The 20,428-nt window shown below is 63.8% G+C and carries 11 protein-coding genes; 6 read left to right on the top strand and 5 right to left on the bottom strand.

The window, feature by feature from the left end:
• Positions 1-7 precede the first annotated feature (7 nt).
• Complete coding sequence (purL, locus tag GJ699_RS18205; protein WP_154378834.1) at positions 8-4,063, bottom strand: phosphoribosylformylglycinamidine synthase; 4,056 nt, start codon at positions 4,061-4,063, stop codon at positions 8-10.
• Positions 4,064-4,290: 227 nt separating this feature from the next.
• Between purL and GJ699_RS18210 the strand changes: the two genes are divergently transcribed.
• A complete protein-coding gene (locus tag GJ699_RS18210; protein ID WP_154378836.1) occupies positions 4,291-5,931 on the top strand; it encodes a tetratricopeptide repeat-containing response regulator in 1,641 nt (546 codons plus the stop codon).
• Between the two features lie 3 nt (positions 5,932-5,934).
• Here the strand turns inward: GJ699_RS18210 and GJ699_RS18215 are convergent, their stop codons facing one another.
• The 3 genes from GJ699_RS18215 to GJ699_RS18220 all read right to left on the bottom strand — a co-directional run bounded on the left by GJ699_RS18215 (position 5,935) and on the right by GJ699_RS18220 (position 10,807).
• The gene (locus tag GJ699_RS18215) at positions 5,935-6,939 is read right to left on the bottom strand and encodes a TraB/GumN family protein (protein ID WP_154378838.1); all 1,005 of its coding nucleotides are present in this window, start codon (positions 6,937-6,939) and stop codon (positions 5,935-5,937) included.
• A gap of 3 nt (positions 6,940-6,942) precedes the next feature.
• Positions 6,943-7,080, bottom strand: coding sequence for a hypothetical protein (locus GJ699_RS34195; protein WP_195763579.1), 138 nt, complete (start codon positions 7,078-7,080; stop codon positions 6,943-6,945).
• Between the two features lie 127 nt (positions 7,081-7,207).
• Entirely contained in the window at positions 7,208-10,807 is a 3,600-nt protein-coding gene (locus GJ699_RS18220) for a hydantoinase B/oxoprolinase family protein (protein WP_154378840.1), read from the bottom strand.
• A gap of 104 nt (positions 10,808-10,911) precedes the next feature.
• On the opposite strand from GJ699_RS18220, the gene GJ699_RS18225 reads away from it, so the two are divergent.
• A complete protein-coding gene (locus GJ699_RS18225; RefSeq protein WP_154378842.1) occupies positions 10,912-12,420 on the top strand; it encodes an NAD(P)H-hydrate dehydratase in 1,509 nt (502 codons plus the stop codon).
• A gap of 82 nt (positions 12,421-12,502) precedes the next feature.
• Here GJ699_RS18225 and GJ699_RS18230 read toward each other — a convergent pair whose 3' ends face one another.
• On the bottom strand, positions 12,503-13,216 hold the full coding sequence (locus GJ699_RS18230) for an ABC transporter ATP-binding protein (protein WP_154379138.1): 714 nt from the start codon (positions 13,214-13,216) through the stop codon (positions 12,503-12,505).
• A gap of 31 nt (positions 13,217-13,247) precedes the next feature.
• Here GJ699_RS18230 and GJ699_RS18235 point away from each other — a divergent pair, with 31 nt between their 5' ends.
• The 4 genes from GJ699_RS18235 to GJ699_RS18250 all read left to right on the top strand — a co-directional run bounded on the left by GJ699_RS18235 (position 13,248) and on the right by GJ699_RS18250 (position 20,424).
• Positions 13,248-13,886 carry an arylesterase gene (locus GJ699_RS18235; protein WP_154378844.1) on the top strand — a complete coding sequence of 213 codons (639 nt, stop codon included), beginning with the start codon at positions 13,248-13,250 and terminating at the stop codon, positions 13,884-13,886.
• A gap of 234 nt (positions 13,887-14,120) precedes the next feature.
• Positions 14,121-16,595 (top strand): TonB-dependent receptor plug domain-containing protein, encoded by a 2,475-nt coding sequence (locus tag GJ699_RS18240; protein ID WP_229262162.1) that lies wholly within the window; start codon positions 14,121-14,123, stop codon positions 16,593-16,595.
• 55 nt (positions 16,596-16,650) lie between these two features.
• Positions 16,651-17,709, top strand: coding sequence for a tRNA 2-selenouridine(34) synthase MnmH (gene mnmH, locus GJ699_RS18245; RefSeq protein WP_154378845.1), 1,059 nt, complete (start codon positions 16,651-16,653; stop codon positions 17,707-17,709).
• Between the two features lie 264 nt (positions 17,710-17,973).
• Entirely contained in the window at positions 17,974-20,424 is a 2,451-nt protein-coding gene (locus GJ699_RS18250; protein ID WP_229262163.1) for a TonB-dependent receptor plug domain-containing protein, read from the top strand.
• Positions 20,425-20,428: the final 4 nt, after the last annotated feature.

Consider the following 20,428-nt stretch of genomic DNA (forward strand, 5'->3'; position numbering starts at 1 on the left):
ACATTAATTACCCGACGAATTTACGGGCGTTGCGGAACATCCGCATCCACGGCGATTCCTCGCCCCAGCTTTCCGGCGCCCACGAATGCTGCACCGAGCGGAATACGCGCTCGGCGTGCGGCATCATCACGGTGAAGCGGCCGTCGGCGGTGGTGACCGAGGTCAGACCTTGTGGCGAGCCGTTCGGGTTGTATGGATACGCCTCGGTGGCGGCGCCACGGTTGTCGACGAAACGCATCGCCGCCACCGCTTCGCCGATGTTGCCGGTCTGCGAGAAGTCGGCATAGCCTTCGCCGTGGGCGATGGCGATCGGGGTTTGGGTGCCGGCCATGCCGCTGAAGAAGATCGACGGCGAGTCCAGCACTTCCACCATCGCGAAGCGCGCTTCGAATTTCTCCGATTTGTTGGTGGTGAACTTCGGCCACGCCTGCGCGCCAGGAATCAGCGGTTTCAGGTTGCTCATCATCTGGCAACCGTTGCAGACGCCCAGGCCGAAGGTGTCTTTGCGGGCAAAGAACTTGGCGAACTGGTCGGACAGCGCGTTGTTGAACAGAATGGTCTTGGCCCAGCCCTCGCCGGCGCCCAGCACGTCGCCGTACGAGAAGCCGCCAACGGCGATAACGCCCTGGAAGTCGTCTAGCTTGGCACGGCCCGAGATCAGGTCGCTCATGTGGACATCGACGGCGGTAAAGCCGGCCTGGTGCATTACGTAGGCGGTCTCGATGTGCGAGTTGACGCCTTGCTCACGCAGAATCGCCACGCGTGGACGCACGCCGGTGGCCAGGAATGGCGCGGCAACGTTGTCGGTCAGATCAAACGTGACTTTTGGCGTGATGCCTGGGTCTTGCTCGTCCAGCAGACGGTCGTATTCGGCGTCGGCACAGGCCGGATTATCGCGCAGACGGGCGATGCGCCAGCTGGTTTCGCTCCACAGACGGTGCAGTTCGGCACGCGTCTTGTTGTAGATGACTTTGGCGTCACGGGTGAATTCGATCACGCCGCGATCGTTGGTCTTGCCGATGATGTGGCTGCAAGCGCCCAGGTTGAACGAACGCAGCACGTCCATCACCGCCGATTTTTCGTCGGCACGTACTTGGATCACCGCGCCCAGCTCCTCCGAGAACAGCGCGCGCAGGGTTTGTTCGTTGCGGCGTTCGGCGATCTGGGTAGCCCAGTTCTTGGCGTCGCCCTGGTCGGCGCCGTGGCCTTCTTCCAGCGTCAGGATGTCGAGATTGATCGACAGGCCGGCGCGGCCGGCAAACGCCATCTCGGTCAGCGTGCCGTACAGGCCGCCATCCGAGCGATCGTGGTAAGCCAGCAGCTTGCCGTCAGCGTTCAGTTGCTGGATGGCGGCGAAGCAGGCTTTCAAGTCTTCCGGGCTGTCGACGTCCGGCACGCTGTTGCCCAGCTGGCCCATGACTTGCGACAGCGCCGAGGCGCCCAGACGGTTCTTGCCGCGACCCAGGTCGATCAGGATGATCGAGGTGTCGCCAACGTCGGTACGCAGCTGCGGGGTCAGCGACTTGCGCACGTCGTACACAGGGGCGAACGAGGAAACGATCAGCGAAACCGGCGAAATCACTGCCTTGGCTTGGTCGCCCTCTTTCCAGGTGGTGCGCATCGACAGCGAATCCTTGCCAACCGGGATGGAAATACCCAGCGCCGGGCACAGCTCCATACCCACGGCTTTCACCGTGTCATACAGCGCCGCATCCTGGCCAGGCTGGCCGCAAGCCGCCATCCAGTTGGCCGACAGTTTGATGTCTTCGATCGAGCTGATCGGCGCGGCGGCGATGTTCAGCACCGCTTCCGCCACCGCCATACGGCCCGAGGCGGCGGCATCGATCACGGCCAGCGGCGTGCGTTCGCCCATGGCCATGGCTTCGCCTTTGTAGCCTTCGAAGCTCATCGCGGTCACTGCGCAGTCCGCCACAGGCACCTGCCACGGGCCGACCATCTGGTCGCGCACCGACATGCCGCCCACAGTCCGGTCACCAATGGTGATCAGGAACGATTTGTCGCCCACGGTTGGCAGCAGCAGCACGCGTTTGGCGGCCTCTTCCAGATCCATGCCGGTCAGGTCGATGGCCGGGTAGTCGTTTTGCACGTGATGCACGTCGCGCTGCATTTTTGGCGGTTTGCCCAGCAGCACTTCCATCGGCATGTCGACCGGGCTGTTGCCCAGATCAGGATCGATCAGTTTCAGTTGACGCTCTTCGGTGGCGGTGCCGACCACGGCGAACGGGCTACGCTCGCGCTCGCAGATGGCCTGGAATGCCGGCAGGTCGGCCGGCGCGATCGCCAGCACATAACGCTCCTGCGATTCGTTGGACCAGATTTCTTTCGGCGCCATGCCGCTTTCTTCCAGCGGAATCTTGCGCAGATCGAAGATCGCGCCGCGCTTGGCGTCGTTGGTGATTTCCGGGAACGCGTTCGACAGACCGCCAGCGCCCACGTCGTGAATCGAGATGATCGGGTTGTTCGCGCCCAGCTGCCAGCAGGAGTTGATGACTTCCTGCGCGCGGCGTTCCATTTCCGGGTTGCCACGCTGGACCGAATCGAAGTCCAGGTCGGCGGTGTTGGTACCGGTCGCCATCGACGACGCGGCCGAGCCGCCCATGCCGATGCGCATGCCAGGACCGCCCAGCTGCACCAGCAGGCTGCCAACCGGGATGTCGTCCTTGTGGGTGTGTTGCGACGAGATATTGCCGATACCGCCGGCAATCATGATCGGCTTGTGATAGCCGTACACGGTGTCGTGCGCGCCGGCAAACTGCTTGCCGATGTTCTGCTCATAGGTACGGAAGTAACCGCCCAGCACTGGACGACCGAATTCATTGCTGAAGGCGGCGCCGCCCAGCGGACCGTCGATCATGATTTGCAGCGGCGAGGCGATGCGCTCCGGCTTGCCGTATGGCGTGCCGGTATCGCGGTAATCGCCATCCTTGACCGGTGCGGTGACCACAGCATCGCTTTCCCAGGCGCGCACAGCGCCCGGCAGCAGCAGGTTGGACACGGTGAAGCCAGCCAGGCCGGCTTTCGGCTTGGCGCCGCGGCCGGTCGCGCCTTCGTCGCGGATTTCGCCGCCGGCGCCGGTCGAGGCGCCCGGGAATGGCGAAATCGCGGTCGGGTGATTGTGGGTCTCCACCTTCATCAGGGTGTGGGTCAGCTCGGTGATCGGCGCATATTCCTGGTTGCCGGACTGCGGGAAGAAGCGCATCACTTCCGCGCCTTCCATGATCGACGAGTTGTCGCTATAGGCCACCACGGTGCCCTTAGGCTGCAGCTGGTGGGTGTTCTTGATCATGCCGAACAGCGATTTAGGCTGCGCCACGCCGTCGATGGTCCAGTCGGCGTTGAAGATCTTGTGGCGGCAGTGCTCGGAGTTAGCCTGCGCGAACATCATCAATTCAACGTCGGTCGGATTGCGGCCGGCCTTGGTGAAGGCGGCGTCCAGATACTCGACTTCATCTTCCGACATGGCCAGGCCGAGGTCGGTGTTAGCCTTGTCCAGCGCGGCCTTGCCGCTGCCGATCACGTCTACCGATTCCAGCGGACGCGCTTCCAGCTCGCGGAACAGGCCGGCGGCGTCATCCGCCGAGCCCAGCACCGATTCCGTCATGCGGTCGTGCAGCAAGGCGATTATGGCTTGCTGCTCTTCCGTGCTTAGCTGCTTCTGCGCGCCCAGCGAGGTGCCCAGCAGGCCGGTCTTCAGGTTGATGCGATACGCCACACCGCGCTCAACGCGCTTGATGTGCACCATGCCGCAGTTATGCACGATGTCGGTCGCCTTGGACGCCCACGGCGAAATGGTGCCGAAGCGCGGAATCACGAAGAATTCCTCTGCATGGCCTTCGGTGTTGTCGGCGTGAGCCGGCTCGCCGTAGGTCAGCAGACCTTGCAGGCGGCTGGTGTCGTCGGCCGACAGCGGTGCGCCGGCGTCGATGAAGTGGACATAGCGCGCCTGGACGGCGGCAACAGAAGGCAGCACCGCTTGCAGTTGGTTCAACAGGCGTTGGCTACGGAATGCGGACAGGGCGTTAGAGCCCGGCAGAATCAGCATGGTTGGAAGATAGTTGATGCAGCTAGGCTGCGGTTTAAAGGGGAATGGGGCACGAGATACTTGGTCTTGCAGATTTTCCTTTGCGCGCATTATACCTGCTATCAGCCCGGCCATATAGTGGGGACAACAGCCGAAACCTGCCACAGAAGCAACATTTAGCACTGAAAATCAGGTATTTTGACTTGCCTTGGAGTATGCTGAGCGAAACTTAGCTTGGATGTGGAACAATGGCAGAATATAGCGACTTGTCAGTGCTGATCGTGGACCCCAACCCCGGGATGCGCGGCAACCTGCACAATATGCTGAGCCAGGCGTCGATCACGCGCATCGACTACGCGGTGAGCTCCGGCACGGCGGTACGCCAGCTGGCGAAGAAACCGTTTGACATCATTTTGTGCGAATACGACCTCGGTAACGGCAGCGGCGACGCCAATGGCCAGGACGGCCAGCAGCTGCTGGAAGACTTGCGTCACCATAAATTGATCACGCCGTGGACTATTTTCATCATGCTGACCTCCGAGGGCGAGTACAGCAAGGTGATCGGCGCCGCCGAGCTGACGCCGACCGACTATGTGCTCAAGCCATTCACGGTGGACGCCCTGCTGCAGCGCATCCAGCGCGCGGTGGACCGGCGCGCCGCCTTCATGCCGGTGTATCAGCTGGTTGAGCTGGGCAATATCCGCAAAGCCATCAGCGAAGCCAAGGCCTCCGAAGAAAAGAATCCCCGCTACGCGATCGAATTCGCCCGCCTGCGCGCCGAATTGCTGTTCTCGCTGAACGAGCTGGCCGAGGCGGAAATGGTCTATCAGTGGATTTTGATGACGCGACCGATCGCTTGGGCCCATCTGGGTCTGGCGCGCTGCCGTTACGGGCTGGAGAAATACGTTGAGGCGCAAGAGACGCTGAACGCGCTGCTGGGACAAAATCCGCGCTTCATGGCCGCCTACGATCTGCTGGCGCGCACCCATGAGGCGCTGGGCCAGCAGGAAGCCGCCAAACGCGTGCTGGAAGACGCGGTGGCGATTTCGCCGCACATGGTGCGCCGGCTGCGCCATCTGGGCGAGGTGGCGCTGGAAACCGGCGACGTTGGCGCAGCTGAAAAAGCCTTCAAGCAGGTGGTGGCCAAGGCCAAATATTCCGAATTCCGCGACCCCGAGGACCACGTCAAGCTGGTCAAGACGCTGGTCAAGAAAGGCGACGCCAACCAGGCCAGCGGCGTGCTGCGCGATATGGAGCGCTCGCTACGCGGCGGCCCCAACGTGGATGTGTGCCGCGCCGTCGCGGCCGGCATGCTGCAGCAGATGAACGGCAACACCAGCGCCGCCGCCAACGAGCTGACCCAGGCGGTCAACGCGGTGGCGTCCAGCCGCGGCCTGTCGACCGGGTTGAAGCTGGGGCTGGTGCAAAGTTGTCTGGACGTTAAGCTGGACCAGCAGGCGTCGGACCTGATGCTGAATCTGATGAACGACACCGACAGTGGCATCTCCATGGACGACGCGGTGCAAGTGTTTGAAAAGGCTGGCCGCCACGATCTGGCTGCGGGCATGGGCGAACAGATCAAGATTCAGGTCGACGAACTGCTGGCGCACGCCAACGAGCAGCGCACGCAAGGCGATCTGCGGGCGGCGGTGGATACGCTGAACGCCGGACTGCGCAAAGCGCCCGGCAATATGGCGCTGCTGCCGGCGGCTCTGGCGGCCATCCTCAAGCAGTTGGACGATCTCGGCTGGGAGGCGCCGTTGGGCGAACAGGCTCAGTACCTGCTGGAACGCATGCGCCAGCTCGACCCTGGCCACCCTACCCTCGACGCGCTGATGGAGCAATACCATCACACCCAGCGCAAATACGGCATCTCGGTGGTGGCCTGAGATCTACTCGGGGCTGTCGATCTGGTAGCCCTTGGCTTTCAGCGCGTTCAGGTAGCTGTCCGGGCCCAACAGGTCCGACAAACCGAGCGTGGCAAAGCTGGTGGTATTGCTGCTGAGCGCCTGCTCGGCGGCGCTGACCCACGCTTCCTGGATGCGCTCGCGCACGTTTTGCCAGCCGGGTTGGTTCTTGACAAACTGCGCATTCTGCATGGCGTCCTCGCACGCCTGCTCCTGATCGGGATAACTCAGTTGTTGAATCGCGGCGATGTCGCCTTTGGCCCAGGCGTTGGCGCGGGTGCGCATGGCCTCGATATCGCTTTCCAGCCGCGATAGCGTCTTGTCGAAACAGGCGGTATCGGACAGCGCGCCTTGCTTGAAATCGCTGAGCGCCTGCGACATATTGCTGGTGTCCAGCTTGATGCCGGTGCTGGTGGTCTTGATCTTGCGGTCCTTGACGATACTATTGATTTTGGCCAGCACGTCACCCCCGCGCGACAGACCTGCTTGTTTCAGGCCGGCCTCGTACAGCGTTTGTGCCACGAAGATCGGGCGTTCGCGCTCAATGCTGTTGTCCTTGCCGATGTATTTGGCTTTCAGCGGCTGCCAGCGGGCGTAGACGTCGGCCGGCAGCACGTCATGCAGGGTGGCGCCATCAGGATTCTTTTTCACGCCGATCAAACTCGGCAGCAGCGTCAGGCCGCGCCAAAAGCCGACTTGGGCGTGGGCACTAGGCGGTGACAAGTATTCCTGCGATTGGGCAAGGATGGTTTCCACCTGCTGCGAGCGCCATTCCATTTTCTGCGGCAGCGGCGAGTAGGTGCCGAAGATCCACAGCGTGTGGTCGCCCTTGCTGACCTTCCACAGGCCGGGGCCGGGTCGCTGGCCGACCAGCAGGATTGATTCGGGAATGGGTTCGGCGGCTTCCTGCTCAGCCGGCGCCGCTTCGGTTTGCGCCCAGCTGGCGATGGGCAGTATCAAGCACAGCGTCGACAGCAGGCGCGTGCGCATGGCTTAGAACGCGATCAGGCCAGTGCTGAGGAAGTGGCTGATGATGTACCACGAGGCGAAGTACAGGCCGCACAGGCCGAAAGCGGAGAGAATCGCGCCGCGCGGGCTACCGTTCCGGAACACTGTCAGTAATGTGCGCATGCTGCGGTCTCCTTGCCTGTCGAAAACCCGACTGTACGTCGCGCTTGCCCCTGGGACAAGCAAGGATTCCCCGGTAGCAGATGGCGATACTGGAGGTATCGCCAGATAGACCGCCGCCCACTGCAGTCTAGTCCGCCGCCGGCCCGTAACCACCGCCGCCCGGCGTTTCGATGACGAACACATCATCCGGCTGCATGGCGGTCTTGCCGATATGACCCAGCACATCGACCCGGCCATCGGCCCGCTGTACGCTGTTGCGCCCCAGCGCGCCCGGCTCGCCGCCGGCCATGCCGAACGGCGCATGGATGCGGTTGTTGGACAGGATGGCCGCCGTCATCGGCTCCAGGAAACGCACCTTGCGCACGCCGCCGTTGCCGCCATGCCAGCGCCCCGCTCCGCCACTGTCGGCGCGGATCTCGTAGCTGTCCAGCCGTACCGGGAAGCGGAACTCCAGGATTTCCGGATCGGTGAGGCGCGAATTGGTCATATTGGTCTGCACCACCGAAGTACCGTCAAAGCCATCACCGGCACCGGAGCCGCCGCTGATGGTCTCGTAGTACTGATAGCGCTCATTGCCAAACGTGAAGTTGTTCATCGTGCCCTGCGCCGCCGCCATCACGCCCAGCGCGCCGTACAGCGCATTGGTGATGCAGGTCGAAGTCTCCACATTGCCCGACACCACCGAGGCCGGATAATGCGGATTCAGCATCGAACCCGGCGGTATCAGCACCTTCAGCGGCTTGAGACAGCCGGCATTCAGCGGAATCTCGTCATCCACCAGCGTGCGGAACACATACAGCACCGCCGCCATGCATACCGCCGATGGCGCGTTGAAATTATTGTCCAGCTGCGGTGAGGTGCCGGCAAAGTCGATCTCGGCACTGCGCGCCGCCCGATTGACACGCACCGCCACCTGAATCTGCGCGCCGTTATCCAGCGGCAGCGTGAAACTGCCATCCTTCAGCGCGCTGATGACGCGGCGCACCGCCTCCTCGGCGTTGTCCTGCACATGGCCCATGTACGCCTGAACCACGTCCAGCCCGAAGTGCGCGACCATCTTGTGCAGCTCGTCCACGCCCTTCTGGTTGGCCGCGACCTGGGCGCGCAGATCGGCCAGATTCTGGTCCGGATTGCGCGCCGGGTAGCGCGCCGAAGCTAGCAAGGCGCGCGTTTCCGCCTCCAGCAACTGGCCGCCGTCGACCAGCTTGAAGTTATTGATTAAGACGCCCTCTTCCTCAATCACGCGCGAATCCGGCGGCATCGAACCCGGCGTGGTGCCGCCGATGTCCGCATGGTGGCCGCGCGAGCCGACGTAGAACAGAATGCGGGCACCGGTCTCATCGAACACCGGCGTAATCACCGTCACATCCGGCAGGTGGGTGCCGCCGTTGTAGGGATCGTTGAGCATGAAAACGTCGCCGGCGCGCATCTTGCCAGCGTTCTCGCGCATCACCGTCTTGATGCTTTCGCCCATCGAGCCCAGATGCACCGGCATGTGCGGCGCGTTGGCAATCAGATTGCCGTCGGCGTCGAAGATGGCGCAGCTAAAGTCCAGCCGCTCCTTGATGTTGACCGAATAGGCGGTGTTCTGCAGGCGCAGCCCCATCTGCTCCGCGATCGACATGAACAGATTATTGAAGATCTCCAGCATCACCGGATCGGCCGTGGTGCCGATGGCGCGCCGTTCCGGCAAGGCCACCACGCGGCGCAGCACCAGATGATCGTTCAGCGTCACTTCCGCCTGCCAGCCGGCTTCGATGATGGTGGTCGCATTTGCCTCCGCGATGATGGCCGGTCCTTTGACGATATCGCCTATCCGCGTGGCCGAACGTTGATACAAGCTGGTCTGGCGCCAGCGGCCGCCGGTGTACATCGGCACCACCGCGTGCGGCATCAGGCCGGACAGGCGGCGCGCCGCCGGCTCCACCGATTCGGACGGCACCTCGGAACGACCGATCGCCTCCACCGACACCGCCTCCACGATCAGCGCGCGCGCCGGCATCAGGAAGGAATAGCGTTTGCGGTAGGCCGCTTCGAACTGCTGGCGCATGCTGTCCACCGCATCGAACAGCACGATCAACGCGGTGTCCGTGCCCTCGTAGCGCAGATGCACGCGGCGTATCAGCGTGATGCGCGCATCCTCCACCTGCTGGTGATGCAGGTCGGCGCGCGCCTGGCGGCCCAGCGCGTGCAGGCGCGCGTCCAGCTCGACCTGACCTTCGATGCTCAATTTGGCCTCAACGGCGGCCTCACGCATCGCGGTCTGATCGGCCAGGCCCATGCCGTAGGCCGACATCACGCCCGCCAGCGAATGCACGAACACCGTCTTCATGCCGAGCGCGTCGGCCACCAGACAGGCGTGCTGGCCGCCGGCGCCGCCAAAGCTGGTCAGCGTGTACTCGGTGACGTCATGGCCGCGCTGCACCGAAATCTGCTTGATGGCGTTGGCCATATTGCCGACCGCGATGGCGAGGAAGCCCTCCGCCACCTGCTCCGGCGACGTCTCCTTGCCGGTGGTTTTGACGATTTGCGTGGCCAGTTCGGTAAAGCGCTGGCGCACCGCAGCGGCGTCCAGCGCCTGCTTGCCGTCAGCGCCGAACAGCTGCGGAAAATGCTGTGGCTGAATTTTGCCCAGCATAACGTTGCAGTCAGTGACCGCCAGCGGCCCGCCGCGCCGATAGCTGGCCGGGCCTGGATTGGCGCCGGCGCTGTCCGGGCCGACGCGATAGCGGCTGCCGTCGAAATGCAGGATCGAGCCACCGCCGGCCGCCACCGTATGGATACTCATCATCGGCGCGCGCATGCGCACGCCGGCCACCTGAGTTTCGAACACGCGCTCGAACTCGCCGGAGTAATGCGAGACGTCGGTCGAGGTGCCGCCCATGTCGAAGCCGATGACCTTGTCAAAGCCGGCCAGCTTGCTGGCGCGCACCATGCCGACAATACCGCCGGCCGGGCCGCTCAGGATCGAATCCTTGCCCTGGAAGGCGCGCGCATCGGTCAGGCCGCCATTGGACTGCATGAACTGCAGATTCACGCCTGGCAGCTCCTGCGCCACCTGGTCGACATAGCGGCGCAGAATAGGCGACAGATAGGCATCCACCACCGTCGTATCGCCGCGCGCCACCAGCTTCATCATCGGGCTGATTTCGTGCGAGACCGACACTTGGGCGAAGCCCATCTCGCGCGCCATGTCGGCCACCTTGGTCTCGTGCGCATGGTAGCGGTAACCATGCATGAACACGATGGCCAGCGAGCGCAACCCCTTGTCGTACGCCTCGGCCAGGCCGGCGCGCGCGGTGGCCAGATCCAGCTCGCGCACCGTGTCGCCGTGGGCACCGATGCGCTCGTCAATCTCCACCACATGGCTGTACAGCAGCTCCGGCAGCAGGATGTGGCGGTCAAACAGGCGCGGACGATTTTGGTAGGCGATGCGCAGCGCATCGCGGAAACCGCGCGTGATCGCCAGCGCGGTCGGCTCGCCCTTGCGCTCCAGCAGCGCGTTGGTGGCGACGGTCGTGCCCATCTTCACCGCGCCGATTTGCGCCACCGGAATCGGCTTGCCCTTGGCCACGCCCATCAACTGGCGGATGCCGGCAATGGCGGCGTCGGCATAATGCTCGGGATTCTCGGATAGCAGCTTCAGCGTGCGCAGGCGGCCGTCCGGCGCGCGCGCCACGATGTCCGTAAAGGTGCCGCCGCGATCTATCCAGAATTGCCAATCCATGCATCCCCCACCGAGCTGTGAAGCGCCTATTGTAGTACCTGTCGTGCCGCGAGGTGATGCCGCGCTGGCCGCCTTTACAGAAATTTAGATGATAAAATGGCACGATGAGTCCACTTTACGACGTTGCCGACATCCGCGCCATTGAACGCGCAGCCGCCGCCATGCTGCCGCCTGGCGCGCTGATGCAGCGCGCCGGCCAGGCCAGCGCCAACGCCGCGCTGGACCTGCTGCCGTTCGCCACCGCCCACGCCAAAGTACTGGTGCTGGCCGGCCCCGGCGACAACGGTGGCGACGCGCTGGAAGCGGCGGCCCACCTATCCTACACCGGTGCGCAAGTCACGCTGATTCACTTCGCGCCCGGCGCCACACCATCGGCCGAACGCCAGGCCGCGCTGGAACGGGCCAAAGCCAGCGACACCCGCTTCCGCGCGCTGGAAGACGCCGCCATCGCCGGCACCGACTGGAACCTGGTCATCGACGGCCTGTTCGGCATCGGCCTGAAGCGGCCGCTGGCCGGCGACTACCGCGCGCTGGCCGAGGCCGTCAACCAGCTGCGCTGCAGTGTGCTGGCGCTGGACGTGCCGAGCGGGCTGGATGCCGACAGCGGCAGCGTGATCGGCGGTACCGATGGCATCGCCATCCATGCCAGCCACACCATCACCTTCATCGGCAACAAACCGGGGCTGCATACCTGCGACGGGCGCGATTACGCCGGGCTGGTCGACATCGCCCGGCTCGACATCGACGCCGCGCTGTTTCCGCCGGCGCGGCTGCACCTGAACGACGTTAAGTTTTTTGCCCGCCAGCTGCGCGCACGGCGTCAGAACAGCCACAAAGGCAGCTACGGCAATGTAGCGGTGATTGGCGGCGCCGACGGCATGCGCGGCGCGCCAATCCTGGCCGCACGCAGCGCGCTGCATAGCGGCGCCGGCCGCGTCTACGTGCTGTTTCCGGATCAAGCGCTGGCCAACGATCCCGGCCAGCCCGAGCTGATGTGCCGCCAGGCCGAAGGCTACGACTTCAGCCTGGCCACGCTGGTGATCGGTCCCGGCCTGGGCGACAGCGACCATGCGCGCGAGCTGCTGCAACGGGCGATCGTCTGCGGCAGCGCACTGGTGGCGGATGCCGACGCCCTCAACCTGCTGGCCGCCGACCCGGCGCAACAAAGCGCGCTGGCGCAGCGCCCGGCCGCCGTCATCCTGACCCCGCATCCACTGGAAGCGGCGCGGTTGCTGAACACCAGCATCAGCGCGGTGCAAGCCGACCGCCTGGGCGCCGCGCGCACGCTGGCGGCGCGGCTGCAAGCGATCGTCGTGTTAAAAGGCTCGGGCACCGTGATTGCCGCGCCGAATGGCGACACCGTCATCAACAGCACCGGCAACCCGGCGCTGGCCACCGCCGGCACCGGCGACGTACTAGCGGGCCTAAGCGGCGCGCTACTGGCGCAAGGCTGGCCGCAATGGGAAGCCGCGCTGGCCGCCGTCTGGCTGCATGGCATGGCGGCCGACGTCCTGGTCACCGACGGCCACGGCCCGATCGGCCTGACCGCCGGCGAACTCATCCCCGCCATCCGCACCGCCCTCAACCGCATGGTCCAACACCATGTCCACTAATTCGGGGTCAGTTCCAAAAATCGGACATTGAATCGCGCACGACTCAATGTCCGATTTTTGGAACTGACCCCGAAGTGGACATTTAGACCAGACGGCCGGCGGCGATGGTGATGGTGCGGCGGCAGCGTGCGGCCATCGCTTGGTCGTGGGTGACCAGGACCAGGGTGGAGCCGTGTTGGCGGTTGAGCTCGAACATCAGCTGGATCACGGATTCACCGGTCGCGGCGTCCAGCGAACCGGTCGGTTCGTCGGCAAACAACAGCGGCGGTTCGCTAACGAAGGCGCGTGCCAGCGCGACGCGCTGTTGTTCGCCGCCGGACAGGTATTTGGGATAGTGCTTGAGCCGGCTCGACAGACCGACCCGTTCCAGCATCGCTGCCGCTTTGTCGCGCGCGCCACTTACGCCGGCCAGTTCCAGCGGCAGCATGACGTTTTCCAGCGCGGTCAGATGCGCCAGCAGCTGGAACGACTGGAACACGAAGCCGAGCTTTTCCTTGCGCAGCGCGGCGCGGCCGTCTTCATCCAGCGCGTAAATGTCGACGCCATCCAGCACCACGTTGCCGGCGCTGGGGGTGTCAAGGCCTGCCAGCAAACCGAGCAAAGTCGACTTGCCGGAGCCGGAGGCGCCAACGATCGCCAGCGTCTCGGCCTTTTGCACGGTAAAATCCACTTCGTGCAAGATCGTCAGTTCGCCACTGGCGTCAGCCACGCGCTTGGCCAGGCCGTTGACGGCAATCGCTGGCTGCGCGCTGGCGGCGCCGGCCGGCGGGGTGGCCAGGGCCGGACCTTCCGGCATGAAATGGGAAGACGCTTTAGGGAAATCAGGCATGCTTAATCTGTTGAATCGTTTATCGGGAAAATTTCTGGCCACCCTGCTCTTGTTGTCGGCAGCGGCGAGCGCCTATTCTGCACCAAAAACCGTGCTTGTGCTCGGGGATAGTCTGTCGGCCGAGTACGGTCTGGCGCGCGGCACCGGCTGGGTCGCGCTGGCGGAGCAAAAGCTGAAGCAGAATAACATCGAAGCGGTGGTGGTCAACGCCAGTGTCAGCGGTGAGACGACCAGCGGCGGCCGTTCGCGCCTGCCCGCGCTGCTGAGCAAGTACAAGCCGGATCTGGTGGTGATCGAGCTGGGCGCCAACGATGGCTTGCGCGGTCTGCCGGTGCCGGCCGCCGAGGCCAATCTGCGCGCCATGAACGAGGCCGCCACCAAGGCCGATGCCAGGGTGATGTTGATTGGCATGCGCATGCCGCCCAATTATGGCCGCGACTACGCCGACAAGTTCTTTGCCATGTACGGCAAGCTCAGCAAAGACATCAAGGCGCCGCTGGTCCCATTCATGCTGGATGGTGTGGCTGACAAGCCGCAATTGTTCCAGCCCGACCGCCTGCATCCGCTGGCCGAGGCCCATCCCACCATCCTGGCCAATATCTGGCCGCAGCTGCAAAAGAGCCTCAAGGCTAAGTAATCCCCCTATCCGGATTTCACCAGCGCTGTCGGCGCGCTGGTGAATGCTGAACATGGGCGACGCGCGCGCCCAGCCGCGCCTAACCGGCCGCAACACCGCATAAAACCTGCATATCCGGCCAAATGTCGGCCAAATTCCTTAGCTTCCATACCACTTTGCCATCCTGGCATGCCGCTTGCAAACAGGGAGGGAATGTTATCCCAGATTCATTCCCAACCCTAAGGAGCCTCTCCAATGAAGCAAGCTTTGCGCATGAAGAAAAGTGTGTTGACCCAGGCGGTACTGCTGGCCCTGCAAGCCGGTGCCGCTGTGACCGCCTTGGCCGCCGAGGACGATACAAGCGGCGCCAACGCACCTGCCGTCGCTGCGCTGGGCGATAACGTCGGCGCGGTGATCGTCACCGGCACCCGCCGCAGCGGCCTGAAGGCGGTCGACAGCGCCTCGCCGATCCAGGTGGTGGACGCCGGCACGCTGGAGCGCACCGGTCAGCCCGACCTGATTCAGGCGCTGGCGCAAAACCTGCCCTCCTTCACCGCCCAGGCTTTCGGCGGCGATACCGCCAACCTGACGCTGTCGGCCCGTCTGCGCGGCCTCAGCCCGAACGATACGCTGGTGCTGGTCAACGGCAAGCGCCGCCACACCACGGCCAACCTGGCGGTGCTGGCCGGACCGTTCCAGGGCGGCGCCGCCACCGACCTCAACTTCATTCCGGTGGCGGCCATCGACCACATCGAGGTGCTGCAGGACGGCGCCGCCGCCCAGTACGGCACCGATGCGATTGCCGGCGTGATCAACATCATCCTGAAAAAGGACAATACCGGCGGCAGCCTGACCACCACCGGCGGCGCTTACTTCGACCAAGGCGGCAGGACCGGCGACGTCTCCTTCAACAAGGGCTTTGAGCCCAGCAGCAATAGCTACATCAATCTGAGCGGCGAGCACAAATACCATGGCTTCAGCGACCGCGGCGCGATCGACCCGCGCGTGGTCAGCGCCGCCAACCTGGCCGCGATCCCGACCCTGAGCCAGGCCGAGGGCTACCCTTACGTCAACCACATCTCCGGCGACGCCGCTTATCATATCTCGCTGCTGGCGCTGAACGCCGGCGTCAACCTGGGCGACACCGAGCTGTACTCGTCGGCCACCTACGGCAAGAAGACCGCGCAATCGTATGAAAACTACCGCTTGCCGAACCGCCTGCCGAAAGTCTATCCAAAAGGTTTCAGTCCGCTCGAAACCATCGATGAAACCGACTTCGGCTTCACCGGCGGCGCGCGCGGCACGGCGGCCGGCTGGAACTGGGATTTAAGCAGCACCTACGGCCGGGACAAGGCTGACATCGGTGTAGTCAATTCGGCCAATATCTCGCTGTACAACGATACCGGCTCAACGCCGACCAGCTTCCACGCCGGCACTTTCACCGCCAGCCAATGGACCACCTCGCTCGAACTGAACCGCGACTACGCGGTCGGCTGGTCCAGCCCGCTGACGGTGGCCGCCGGTCTTGAATACCGCCGCGACACCTACGACATCGGCGCCGGCGATGCCGCCTCGCGTTACAAGGAAGGCTCGCAGTCCTATCCAGGCTTCTCGCTGACCGACGCCGGCAGCCACGCCCGCCACAACCAGTCGGTGTATGTCGATGTCGCCGGCTCGCCGGTGGCCCAGTTCAAGCTGGACCTGGCCGCGCGTTATGAGAACTACAGCGACTTCGGCAGCGCCCGCGTCGGCAAGATCACCGGCCGCTACGACTTCTCGCCAGAAGTGGCGCTGCGCGGCACCGTCAGCAACGGTTTCCGCGCGCCCACCATGGCCGAGCAGTACTACTCGGCCACCAATGTAACGCCGACCCAGGCGTCGGTGCAGCTGGCGCCCAACTCGAAGGCCGCCGCGCTGGTCGGCATCAACGGCTTGAAACCTGAGAAGTCCAGCAACTACAGTGTCGGCCTGGTGCTGCATCCGCTGCCACGCGCTACGCTGGCGCTGGACGCCTACACCATCATCATCCATGACCGGATTGTCGGTAGCGGCACCGTGTATGGCTCGGGCAATACCGTCAATTCGCCGGCGGTGGTGGCGGCGATTGTGGCCAACGGCAATGTGCTGGACCCGACCGTGTCCAAAACCGGCATCAGCATTTTCTCGAACGCGGCCAACACCAAGAATACCGGACTGGAAGCGGTGTTCAGCTATAACACCAACCATGACGACTGGGGCAAAGTCGACTGGACCGTGGCCGGCAACTACAACAAGGTCGAGGTCACCAAGGTCAATCAGGCGCCGTCGCAGTTGTCGCCGCAAAAATTGCTGGACCAGGCCGCCGTCGCCTTCCTGGAAAAAGCCTCCCCCAAAGTGCGTCTGAACTTTGGCGCCTTGTGGAAACGCGGCGACTGGACCGTCAATCTGCGGGAATCGGTGTACGGCCCATCGTCCGGCTTCGCCTCGCTGGACAATGTGACCTACTACGAGACCAAGATCAAAACCCTGGCCACCACCGACCTGGAAGTCTCTTACCGCATCAACAAGGCGTGGACCGCGTCGCTGGGCGCCAACAACCTGTTCAACAAGTATCCGGACCAGATCAACGGCGATTATCTGCAAGCGGCACGCAACGGGCTCAACAATCTGGCCGTCACCCAGTATCCGTCGTTCTCGCCGATCGGCATCAATGGCGGTTATTACTACGGCCGGCTTAGCTACGTGTTTTAAGGCTCTGCCTTTTGCAGGGTAAAATCCTAGCCAGATAAAACATCATCAAGGCAATATGAAATACCCTGAAGTTCTCGGCATCGCAGAGGTGCTGGCGCAGTTGGACAGCTTTGATGCCATCATCGATGTCCGCAGCCCCTGCGAGTTCGCGGTTGACCATCTGCCCGGCGCTATCAACGCGCCGGTGCTGGATGACGAGCAGCGCATCCGTGTCGGCACCATGTACAAGCAACAAGGAGCGTTTGAAGCAAAGAAGGTCGGCGCCGCGCTGGTGGCCAAAAACATCGCGCGGCACATTGAAGAACGCTGGATCGATCAGCCACGCGAGTGGCGGCCGCTGATTTATTGCTGGCGCGGCGGCAACCGCAGCGGCTCGATGGCGCACATCCTGGCCAAGATCGGCTGGCCGGTGGTGCAGCTGGACGGCGGCTACAAGGCGTTCCGGCAAGAGGTCAACGCGGCGCTGGAGCAGACGCCGCAGCTGCGCTTCAAGGTGGTGTGCGGCACCACCGGCAGCGGCAAGAGCCGGTTGCTGGAGGTGCTGGCCGCGCAAGGCGCGCAGGTGCTGGATCTGGAACAGCTGGCCGCGCATCGCGGCTCGGTGCTGGGCCATTTGCCCAACGCGCCGCAGCCGTCGCAGAAAGCGTTTGAAACCCGAATCTGGAACACGCTGCGCCGCTTCGATCCGGCGCGCCCGGTGTTCGTGGAGTCGGAAAGCAAGAAGGTCGGCAATCTGCGCGTGCCGGCCGCGCTGATGGACAGCATGCGCGCTTCAGACTGCATCGCGTTGTCGTTGTCGGTGCCGAACCGGGTGCGGCTGCTGATGGAGGATTACGAACATTTCCTGCTCAACCCGGAGTCGCTGAACGGTCAGCTGGAACACCTGACCCAGCTGCACGGCCGCGACAAGATCGGCCAGTGGCAAGCGCTGTCACACGCCGGCCAGATGCCGCAGCTGGTGGAGCAGCTGCTGGTTCAGCATTACGACCCCGCTTATCTGCGCTCTATCGACCGCAATTTCGTCCGCTACGGCCAGGCTTTGCCGCTGCATCTGGACGATATCGGCAGCACCGCCTTCAACGCCGCCGCCCAACAATTGATCGCCGCTACGTAGTAACCACTATGGCCATCGCGGTGCGTCTCCCAAAGTAGTGCGATGGCCGAAACTTCTTTATTTGCAGCCCGCGCGCGTAGTCTTGCGTAATGGATTCCCTTAAGTCGCCTCCGGCGAGCCCGGCTGGCGCTGGTCGCTTCGCACGCAAAGTGCTTACATGCAAGTTACTGGCATGTATTTTGCGGAACGTTAAGAAAAATTATTATTTCTTAACCTGAAGGAGCGGCATCAATGAAGCATCCGAAGCACATCAAGAGACGTTGGTTGACCCAGGCAGTCCTGCTGGCCCTGTACGCCGGCAGCGCTGGCGCAGTGTACGCGGCCGACACCACAGCCGATGACAGCGCCGCCGCAGCACCAGCCGCCCCAGTCGCCGCCGGCGAAAACGTTGAAGCCGTGATCGTGACCGGTACCCGCCGCAGCGGCCTGAAGGCGGTCGACAGCGCCTCGCCGATCCAGGTGCTTGACTCCGGCTCGCTGGAACGCACCGGCCAGCCGGATCTGATCCAGGCGCTGGCGCAGAATCTGCCCTCCTTCACCGCCCAGGCATTCGGCGGCGACACCGCCAACCTGACGCTGTCGGCCCGCCTGCGCGGCCTCAGCCCGAACGATACGCTGGTGCTGGTCAACGGCAAGCGCCGTCACACCACCGCCAATCTGGCGGTGCTGGCCGGGCCGTTCCAGGGCGGCGCCGCCACCGACCTCAACTACATCCCGGTGGCCGCCATCGACCACATCGAGGTGCTGCAGGACGGCGCCGCCGCCCAGTACGGCACCGATGCGATCGCCGGCGTGATCAACATCATCCTGAAGAAAGACAGCTCGGGCGGCTCGCTGACCACCACCGGCGGCGCCTATATGGACCAGGGCGGCAAGACCGGCGACGTCTCGTTCAACCAGGGCTTCGAGCCCAGCGCCAATAGCTACCTGAACGTCAGCGGCGAACACAAATACCACGGCCACAGCGACCGTTCCGATGTCGACCCGCGCGTGGTCAGCGCCGCCAACCTGGCCTCGATGCCGACCCTGAGCCAGGCCGAAGGCTACCCTTACGCCAACCACATTTCCGGCGACGCCGCCTATCACATCTCGCTGTTGTCGGCCAACGGCGGCATCGACCTCGGCGGCGTCGAGCTGTACAGCAACGCCACCTACGGCAAGAAGAGCGCGCAATCGTACGAGAACTACCGTCTGCCGAACCGCATCCCGAAGGTGTACGCCTACGGCTTCAGCCCGCTGGAAGCAATGGATGAAACCGACTTCGGCTTCACCGGCGGCGCGCGCGGCAGCGTGGCCGGCTGGAACTGGGACTTGAGCAGCACCTACGGCAAGGACAAGGCTGAAATCGGCGTGGTCAACTCGGCCAATATCTCGCTGTTCAACGACACTGGCTCGACCCCGACCAGTTTCCACGCCGGCACCTTCACCGCCGCCCAATGGACCACCTCGCTGGACGTCAGCCACGATGTCGATATCGGCTGGGTCAGCCCGCTGTCGGTGGCGGCCGGCCTGGAATATCGCCGCGACAGCTATGAAATCGGCGCCGGCGATGCCGCCTCGCGCTACAAGGAAGGTTCGCAATCCTATCCCGGCTTCTCGCTGACCGACGCCGGCTTCCACACCCGCCACGACAAATCGGTGTACGTCGACCTGGCCGGTTCGCCGATCGCCAACCTCAAGGTGGATATCGCCGCGCGCTACGAGGATTACAGCGACTTCGGCGCCGCCCGCGTCGGCAAGATCACCGGCCGCTACGACTTCACGCCGACCTTTGCGCTGCGCGGCACCATCAGCAACGGCTTCCGCGCGCCGACCATGGCCGAACAGTACTACTCGGCCACCAACGTGTCGCCGACCTCGGCCTCGGTGCAGCTGGCGCCGAACTCGGCGGCGGCGGCGCTGGTCGGCATCAACGGCCTGAAACCGGAGAAGTCGACCAACTACAGCCTCGGCTTCGTGGCCCACCCGGTGGCGCGCTCGACCTTGACGGTGGATGCCTACAGCATCGAAATCCGCGACCGCATCATCGGCTCCGGCACCATCTACGGTTCCGGCAACACGGTGAATTCGGCGGCGGTGGTGGCAGCCATCAAGGCCAACGGCAACGTGCTGGATTCGACCGTGACCAAGACCGGCATCAGCATCTTCTCCAACGCCGCCAACACCAAGAACACCGGGCTGGAAGCGGTGTTCTCGTACGCCAGCAATTTTGGCGACCTGGGCAAGGTGGACTGGTCGGTGGCGGGCAACTACAACAAGGTGGAAGTGACCAAGGTCAATCAGGCGCCGTCGCAGCTCTCGCCGCAGAAACTGCTGGACCAGGCCGCGATCGCCTCGCTGGAAACCGCCTCGCCCAAGGTACGCGTCAACCTGGGCGCGTTGTGGAAGAAAGGCGACTGGACCGTCAATCTGCGAGAATCGATTTACGGCCCGTCGTCGAGCTACAGCTCGCTGGATAACGTGACCTACTACGAAACCAAGATCAAGACGCTGGCCACCACCGATCTGGAAGTGTCGTACCGCGTGACCAAGCAGCTGACCGCGTCGGTCGGTGCCAACAACCTGTTCAACAAGTATCCGGACAAGGTGAACCAGGCATACGTGGCGGCGGCGCGCGCGGCGCTGAACACGGCGGCGGTGACGCAATATCCATCGTTCTCGCCGATCGGCATCAACGGCGGTTATTACTACGCCCGTTTGAACTACAGCTACTAAAAAC

The sequence above is a fragment of the Duganella guangzhouensis genome (genome assembly GCF_009674535.1).
Taxonomy (GTDB): Bacteria; Pseudomonadota; Gammaproteobacteria; order Burkholderiales; family Burkholderiaceae_D; genus Rugamonas; species Rugamonas guangzhouensis.